Source organism: Nostoc sp. CALU 1950, assembly GCF_051172895.1.
Classification (GTDB): Bacteria; Cyanobacteriota; Cyanobacteriia; order Cyanobacteriales; family Nostocaceae; genus Nostoc; species Nostoc edaphicum_A.
This window is the reverse complement of the sequence record NZ_JBDNJQ010000246.1, coordinates 1-8286: the sequence shown is the minus strand read 5'-3', so window position 1 is coordinate 8286 and position 8286 is coordinate 1. Positions and strand designations below refer to the sequence as shown.

The following is an 8286-nucleotide window of genomic DNA, read 5'->3' as shown; positions in this document are numbered from 1 at the left end:
TGCTGGGAGATGAACATCCAGATGTCGCTACTAGCCTCAACAACCTTGCGGTACTTTATCGTTTACAAGGCAGATACAGGGAAGCTGAACCCCTTTACATCCAAGCTTTGGCACTTAGGCGCAACCTGCTGGGAGATGAACATCCAGATGTCGCTACTAGCCTCAACAACCTTGCGGTACTCTATAGTTTCCAAAGCAGATACAGCGAAGCCGAACCTGTTCACATCCAAGCTTTGGCACTCAGGCGTCAACTGCTGGGAGATGAACATCCAGATGTCGCAGAAAGCCTCCACAACTTAGCGGGACTCTACAACTACCAAGGCAGATACAGCGAAGCCGAACCCTTTGCTATCCAAGCTTTGGCACTCTTTCGTAAGTTGCTGGGAAAAGAACATCCATTTGTCGCACAAACCCTCAACAACCTAGCGTTAATTTACAGCTTCCAAAGCAAATACAGCGAAGCCGAACCCCTTTTGATCGAAGCTTTAGAACTCACGCGCAAGTTGTTGGGAGATGAACATCCAGATGTCGCACAAACCCTCAACAACCTCGCATTACTCTACAACTACCAAGGCAGATACAGCGAAGCCGAACCCCTTTACATCCAAGCTTTGGAACTCAAACGCAAGCTGCTGGGAGATGAACATCAAGATGTCGCCACTAACCTCAATAACCTAGCGTATCTCTACCGTGACCAAGGCAGATACAGCGAAGCAGAAACCCTTTTCATCAAAGCTTTGGCACTCAGGCGCAAGCTGCTGGGAGATGAACATGAAAATGTCGCACACAGCTTCAAGAACCTAGCGGCACTCTACTGTGACCAAGGCAGATACAGCGAAGCGGAACTTTTGTACATGCAAGCATTAGATATTTTTGAGCGACGGTTAGGCGCAAATCATCCTAATACTGCTGCTGTGCGTAAAAGTTTAGAAGATTTGCGCGATTTTCTTTAATCACAATAGCAAAATTCAAGTTCCCAACCTCATCAATCAAGCTTTAATCTCCAAGTTTCGTGTTCTGAACTCGAAGTTTTATGTTTAAAACAATAATGTTTCTGTTTCAAGTGAGAACGTTCTTGTTCTAAATAAGAACTTTCCTGTTTCAAACGAAAATGTTCTTGTTTTGAGGTGGAATGATGGTGTTCTGAACTCGAAGTTTCGTGTTCCAAACGAGAATGTTCTTGTTTCAAGTGAAAACTTTTCTGTTTTGAGGTGGAATGATGGTGTTGTGAAGGCGTAGGCGTAGCCCGTCATTCGCGTAGCGTCTCGTAGAGAAGACTTCGTTCCTATTCAGAGTCTAAAATGAGGTGCGATCTACCAAATATTACTAAACTACATCAAGTATCATGAGTTGCAGTTCTTGAGTGCATCCGTTATTTCCATGTCAAAACCTGCTGATGTCAGCACCAAACGCTTAATTAGTCTCGCACCTAACAATTGGGTAAAATGGGTAACACAAATTCCTGATGTCGTTGCCGGGGAAATCCTCAATTCTGAATTTCAGTGGATTAGTAGAGAAAGTGATGTACTTATCCGCGTCGAAAGTCAAGAGTATGGAAAATTTCTCGTTCTCAATGAATTGCAATTGCGCTATAAACCCGAAATGCCAAGACGGATGCGTGCCTATGCAGGGTTGGCAGAAGAAAAATATAAATTACCAACTTATCCCGTACTAATCAATATCCTCAAAACGAGTGATGTAGAAATACCCACACAATACGAGTCTAATATTGCTGGGTTACAAGTACGCCAAGATTATCGCGTTATTAATCTCTGGGAAGTAGATGTTAGCATCGCCTTTGAACAACCCTTACCTTCGTTACTTCCATTTGTTCCAATTCTTAAAGGTGGTGGAAACGAGCCTACAATCCGAGAAGCATTGCGTTTATTGCAAACGGATGAACAATTAAATCAACTTGAAACGGTCTTAGCATTTTTTGCTACGTTTGTATTAGATAGTGCTTTAGTCCAACAAATTATGAGGTGGGATATGACAGTATTACGTTCTTCGCCCTGGTATGAAGAAATATGTCAACGCGCACAACGAGAAGATAGGCTATCGAGCATCGAATTAACCTTAGAAGTAAAATTCGGCAATGAAGGATTGAATTTCATGCCACAAATTTCTCAAAAATCTGATATTGAAGAACTCAAGGCAATTCAACGTTCTATTCTCATAGCTGAAACTCTAGAGGAAGTGAGACAAATATTTGAATCGTGATGTTCTGCGTTAAAAAACAATCTCCTCCCTCATCCTCTCTTCCAGCACATCCAATAACCCATCTACATCCTTCCCAACTTCCTCAAAACAAATCGGTGGCGCTGGTTCCGGTGCAAACTGAATTAACTTAATTTCCCCCTTCCCAATCCCAATCATCACAACTTCCACATCCGGTTTGTGATTCTCCACAATCCCCAAAATTTCCTGAAGCCGATTCTCAACTCTAATATTTAAATTCTCTATCTGTTCTTTCGGACAATAAACAAAATGCGGCGTTGGTTGCAAATCAATACCAACAGTACCCTGACTATCACCATTTGCTAACCACAATCCCCAAAACAGCGCCGCCAATTCTTGCTGATTTGCTTTGACAAACTTATCCAACTGGCGACGCCACTTAGTATCACCTGATTCTGGTTGACTATTACCAAAAAACATAAATAATTCGTAATGAAGACACAGACAATAGGCGAAACTTATCTTAAACCTGACTGTACACGCCAGAGGCCGGAATAAATCCCGTCTTTCTCCAGCAATTGCTCATGGGTTCCCGACTCTACTAATTTCCCATGTTCCATGACATAAATGCAATGGGCATTGCGGATGGTGGAAAGACGATGAGCGATCGCAATTGTAGTTCTATCTACTGTAATCCGTTCTAGCGATCGCTGGATTGCCGCTTCTGTTTCATTATCCACCGCCGAGGTAGCTTCATCTAAAATCAAAATGGGGGGATTCTTTAAGACTGCCCGTGCGATCGCAATCCGTTGTCTTTGTCCACCAGATAACTTTTGTCCTCTTTCCCCCACAATTGTCTCATAACCTTGGGGCAAGTTAATAATAAATTCGTGCGCCTCGGCTACCTTCGCCGCCGTGATGATTTCTTGCTCTGTAGTCTCAAAGCTACCATAGGCAATATTTTCCGCTACAGTGCCATGAAATAGAAAGACATCTTGACTCACCAAACCAATGCAGCGGCGTAAATCCTGTAAATTCAAACTTTGCAAGTCAATCCCATCGAGAGTAATGCCTCCAGCTTGTATCTCATACAACCGCAATAAAAGTTTGACTAAAGTGCTTTTACCTGAACCAGTGGAACCGACAATTGCAATAGTTTTCCCCGCCGGAATATCCAAAGACAGATTTTTAATCACTGCAAATCTATCTTTATAGGCAAAATAAACATTTTTAAATTGCACTTCACCGCGCACTTCATCCACAGGTAAAGCGACATTTCCTGTATGAATCGCTACAGGAGTATCTAATAAATTCATGACTCGATTAGTAGAAGCCATTGCCCTTTGATATTGGTCAAAGGTTTCGCCTAATCTAGTTAAAGGCCACAGCAAACGCTGGATTAAAAATACTAATACACTGTAAGCACCAACAGACATTTTTCCAGAAACCGCTGCCATCCCGCCATATAACAGTAATGCCGTGAAACCCACCAAAATCAGCATCCGAATTAACGGTACAAAAGCAGCAGAAAGAGTAATTGCCTTGGAATTGCTGCGGCGATAAGCATCACTATCTAATTCCAAACGAGAAGCTTCATAAGTTTCAGCAGTGAAACTTTTAATAGTAGTAATTCCGCTGATATTATTTGACAACCGCGAATTGAGAAAACTTACTTTTTCCCGGACATCAGCATAGCGAGGCGCAAGTAGTCGTTGGTAAGCAAAAGAACCCCAGAGGATAAATGGCATTGGCGATAAAGCCATCCACGCTACACTAGGAGCCAGAATAAAGAAAGCTGTGCCAATAATGAGAACAGTTGCGGAAACTTGAATAATATCATTCGCTCCTCCATCCAAAAACCGCTCTAACTGGTTAATATCATCACTAAGGATAGACATTAAACCGCCAGTGCTGCGTTCTTCAAAATAAGCCAATTCCAACTCTTGCAAATGTTTGTATGCATCCAAACGCAAGTCATGCTGAATATTCTGAGCCAAATTCCGCCAAAGTCGAGCGTAGGCGTATTCAAAAACCGATTCTAGTATCCAAATGATGACAGTCAGAAAAGAAATAATCAAAAATTGTTGAAAGACATCGCGTACCCCTAACTGTGCAATTATGGAATCCTGCTGCTTGACTACCACATCCACCGCAACGCCAATTAAGCCGGGTGGTGCCAAGTCGAAAAATTTATTGAGGATAGAATAAGTAGTTGCCAGCCAAATTTGTTTACGATACTGGTGTCCATACTCAAGCAAACGCTGGAGAGGATGCGTTGAATGTTTACGCCTTCTTGATGCCCGAAGAGATTTGAATGCAGTAGCCACGGCTTTTTGCGGTTTTGTGTCACTGATATTACCACGGAACAAAGTTCTGAGTCCTGAGTTCTGAGTCTGAAGATTGATTCAGACAGACTAATGAGACACTTAAATTGGGGACTGGGAACTGGGGACTGGGGATTGGGGACTGGGAAAAGGAGACAATAAGTAGAATAATCACTCCTAACTCCTAACTCCTAATTCCTAATTCCTAACTCCTAACTCAGCACTCAGCACTCAGCACTCAGCACTCAATATTGGAGAGAAGAACTTGAAAAATCAGGAATTCGGAAATTGGCAAACCACAGTTTTGGGAATTGTGCTAGCAATACTAGTGATTATCGGGTTAAACTCCTTTATCATTATTAACCCAGGACAAGCAGGAGTGATCAGCATCTTGGGTAAAGCCAGAGATGGCGCTTTATTGGAAGGTATTCACGTGAAACCGCCTTTTATCACCGTGATAGATGTGTATGATTTAACAGTGCAAAAATTTGAAGTCCCAGCAGAGAGTTCTACTAAGGATTTGCAAAACTTATCTGCAAGATTTGCGATTAACTTTCGCCTTGATCCGATAAAGGTAGTTGAAGTAAGAAGGAAACAAGGAACATTAGAAAATATTGTATCAAAAATCATTGCCCCTCAGACACAAGAAGCATTTAAAATTGCCGCAGCTAGAAGAACAGTAGAAGAAGCGATTACCAAAAGAAGTGAATTAAAAGAAGACTTTGATCAAGCGTTAGGCGATCGCTTAGACAAATATGGGATAATTGTATTAGATACTAGCGTAGTTGATTTAGCATTCTCGCCAGAATTTGCCAGAGCAGTCGAAGAAAAACAAATTGCTGAACAACGAGCGCAAAGAGCCGTTTATGTAGCACGTGAAGCTGAACAAGAAGCACAAGCAGACATTAATCGCGCCAAAGGTAGAGCAGAAGCTCAAAGACTCTTAGCAGAGACACTCAAAGCCCAAGGAGGGCAGTTAGTTCTGCAAAAAGAAGCAATTGAAGCTTGGAAAACTGGCGGCGCTCAAATGCCCAAAGTCCTCGTTATGGGTAGCGACTCAAAAAACGGCGTCCCCTTCATATTCAACCTTGGGAATGTCCAAAATCAGCCGTAAAAGGGAAGTGGGCATGAGATAACAAGCTCTAAAATACATGGAATTTGCTCTGATCTCAGAGAAATTTTACAACACTTGGACAATTGCCAATCTGAAATCCAAGATTGTATAAGTTGGGCTAGCCCCAACTCCAACACAACAGAAAAACCAACAAGACAATAATCGAAGTTTATGTCAACCTCCAATCCTCAAAATCTCACCGCCGAAGAAGCGAAAAAATTACTGAACAAATTCAACTGTCTAGACATTGCCCCTATCCTCAACTCATCAGAAAAAGTAGTAATTCGTAATGCCCTAATTTTGATCACCAAGCTTGCTGATTACCAAATTTTAGGAATTTGTGCTGATACAGCAGAAGAAGGAATATTGGCAATGAAAACCTATTCTCTGGCGTTAGGTTATGAACCACCAAACAATTTATCTACACCTGAAGGCCCAGTTTATATCAAATTAAATGGCAAAAATGGCTTGTGTTATCTAGATTCCTATGATGGACATCATCGCGGTGTATTAGTATCTTGCCAGTCTTATGACGAAGATGGAATCAACGAAATGTATGGACACCTTCCCTTGGACTTATTTGTATAGAATTCGGCAATGTAGGTAGGGTATTGCCTTGCCTACTCACTAATGAAAAATAATTAATGACTTCAATCTTATGAGTATTATTACACTACAGTCAGTTAAAAAAGACTTTGGCATCAAGGAAATTTTAAAAGATGCTAGCTTTAGCCTCGATGCTACCGATAAAGTTGGTTTAATTGGTACTAATGGTTCTGGAAAATCAACCCTATTAAAAATGATCGCGGGGTTAGAATCGATTGATAGTGGTCAAATTTTAATCAACTCCGGTTCTAAAATTATCTACTTACCCCAGCAACCAGATTTAGATGAAAATCACACAGTTTTAGAGCAAGTTTTCGCTGACAGTGGCGAACATATTGCCATAGTGCGTGAGTATGAAGAACTTTCAGATAAATTGGCTCACTATCCAGATGATAGTCAACTGATGTCTCGCCTTTCTGTGGTGATGCAACAGATGGATACAAATGATGCTTGGGAACTAGAAACTAATGCCAAAATCATCCTGACAAAATTAGGAATTTCTGACTTTGATGCCAAGATAGGCACTTTATCTGGAGGTTATCGCAAGCGCATTGCTTTAGCATCAGCCTTGCTATCAGAACCAGATGTTTTGCTCATGGATGAGCCTACAAACCATCTAGATGCTCTCTCTGTAGAATGGTTACAAAGTTATTTGAATCGCTATCGCGGCGCACTTTTTCTGATAACTCACGATCGCTATTTTCTAGATCGTGTCACCAATCGAATCATTGAAATCGACCGAGGCGACATTTACACCTATTCAGGTAACTATTCATATTACCTCGAAAAGAAAGCTCTAGCTGAAGAATCTGCCGTAAGTAGTCAACGAAAACACCAAGGCTTATTGCGCCGCGAGTTGGAATGGCTGAAAAAAGGGCCGAAAGCCAGAAGTACTAAGCAAAAAGCTAGAATTGACCGCGCTCACGCTCTGCGGGATACTGAATTTAAACAAGTTCAGGGTAAAGTTGATATTTCGACAGTTGGTCGTCGCATTGGCAAAAAGGTTATTGAATTAAATAACGTTTCCAAAGCATACAATGGGCGCACCCTAATTAATAATTTCACCTACGAATTTAGTCCAGAAGACCGCATTGGAATCATCGGCGCTAACGGTGCTGGTAAATCCACTTTAATGGATATTATTACTGGTCAGATTCAGCCAGATTCAGGTGTTGCAGAAGTTGGGACAACAATTCACATCGGTTATTTTGACCAACATTCTGAAGAATTGCTCACAGCATTGAATGAAAATCAGCGCGTGATTGACTACATCAAAGAAGAAGGAGAATTTATCAAAATTACCGATGGAACTCAAATTACTGCTTCTCAAATGTTGGAGCGGTTTTTGTTTCCTGGTAATCAACAGTATGCCCCAATTAGTAAACTTTCGGGTGGTGAAAAACGCCGTTTATTTCTGTTGCGGGTTTTGATGAGTGCGCCCAATGTCTTGATTTTAGATGAACCGACAAACGATTTAGATGTTCAGACCTTGGCAGTATTAGAGGATTATTTAGAAGATTTTGTTGGGTGTGTAATTGTAGTTTCTCACGATCGCTACTTTCTCGATCGCACCATCGACACAGTATTTTCTTTTGAGGAAGGCGGTAATCTGCGGCAATATCCAGGTAATTACTCGATTTATCTGGACTATAAGAAGGCTGAAGAGGCACAGCTACAGGCTGCTAACGCTAAGGAAAAGCCGAAAAATGTTGAAACCCAAAATGGTGCAGCTTCACCCAAGGATGCAGAGAATACCAAGCGGCGGAGATTATCCAATTGGGAGAAAAAGGAATTTGAGCAGTTGGAAGTTAAAATTGCCCAGTTAGAGGCTGAGAAGGCAGAAACCGAGAAAACACTAGCGAATGTCTCACCGGGGAATTATAGCCAAGTGCAGAAATTGTACGATCATGTGGAAAAACTCAAGCACGCGATCGATGTGGCGACTGAACGGTGGTTAGAATTGGCAGAGATGGAGTCTTGATTTTTTAACGTGACGTGAATTAAGACAGGAGACGCGATGAATCGCCGTCTCTACAATAATCAGTCTTTTGTAGAGACGGCGAT

7 protein-coding genes are annotated in these 8286 nt (G+C 41.7%); 5 read left to right on the top strand and 2 right to left on the bottom strand.

The window, feature by feature from the left end; genetic code table 11:
* Both ABF638_RS35590 and ABF638_RS35585 read left to right on the top strand, forming a co-directional pair.
* On the top strand, window positions 1–953 hold a 953-nt coding region (locus tag ABF638_RS35590; protein WP_435027479.1), incomplete at its 5' end, for a tetratricopeptide repeat protein.
* A 427-nt stretch (window positions 954–1380) separates the two neighbouring features.
* Complete coding sequence (locus tag ABF638_RS35585) at window positions 1381–2220, top strand: Rpn family recombination-promoting nuclease/putative transposase (RefSeq protein WP_435027480.1); 840 nt, start codon at window positions 1381–1383, stop codon at window positions 2218–2220.
* 9 nt (window positions 2221–2229) lie between these two features.
* On the opposite strand, the gene ccmS is transcribed toward ABF638_RS35585, so the two are convergent.
* Complete coding sequence (gene ccmS / locus ABF638_RS35580; protein ID WP_292740741.1) at window positions 2230–2658, bottom strand: beta-carboxysome assembly chaperone CcmS; 429 nt, start codon at window positions 2656–2658, stop codon at window positions 2230–2232.
* A 38-nt stretch (window positions 2659–2696) separates the two neighbouring features.
* Window positions 2697–4505: an ABC transporter ATP-binding protein gene (locus ABF638_RS35575; RefSeq protein WP_435027478.1), complete on the bottom strand. Its 1809-nt coding sequence runs from the start codon at window positions 4503–4505 to the stop codon at window positions 2697–2699.
* A 262-nt stretch (window positions 4506–4767) separates the two neighbouring features.
* Here ABF638_RS35575 and ABF638_RS35570 point away from each other — a divergent pair, with 262 nt between their 5' ends.
* The 3 genes from ABF638_RS35570 (at window position 4768) to ABF638_RS35560 (ending at window position 8203) form a co-directional block, all read left to right on the top strand.
* The gene (locus ABF638_RS35570; RefSeq protein ID WP_435027477.1) at window positions 4768–5616 is read left to right on the top strand and encodes a prohibitin family protein; all 849 of its coding nucleotides are present in this window, start codon (window positions 4768–4770) and stop codon (window positions 5614–5616) included.
* Window positions 5617–5787: 171 nt separating this feature from the next.
* Window positions 5788–6204: a DUF1824 family protein gene (locus ABF638_RS35565; protein WP_435027476.1), complete on the top strand. Its 417-nt coding sequence runs from the start codon at window positions 5788–5790 to the stop codon at window positions 6202–6204.
* Between the two features lie 70 nt (window positions 6205–6274).
* Complete coding sequence (locus ABF638_RS35560; RefSeq protein ID WP_435027475.1) at window positions 6275–8203, top strand: ABC-F family ATP-binding cassette domain-containing protein; 1929 nt, start codon at window positions 6275–6277, stop codon at window positions 8201–8203.
* The last annotated feature ends 83 nt before the right edge of the window (window positions 8204–8286 follow it).

Bases quoted from the DNA above. Each gene is read 5' to 3' on its own strand.
- ABF638_RS35585 (WP_435027480.1), top strand. From the start codon at position 1,381: ATGTCAAAACCTGCTGATGTCAGCACCAAACGCTTAATTAGTCTCGCA.
- ccmS (WP_292740741.1), bottom strand. From the start codon at position 2,658: ATGTTTTTTGGTAATAGTCAACCAGAATCAGGTGATACTAAGTGGCGT.
- ABF638_RS35565 (WP_435027476.1), top strand. From the start codon at position 5,788: ATGTCAACCTCCAATCCTCAAAATCTCACCGCCGAAGAAGCGAAAAAA.
- ABF638_RS35560 (WP_435027475.1), top strand. From the start codon at position 6,275: ATGAGTATTATTACACTACAGTCAGTTAAAAAAGACTTTGGCATCAAG.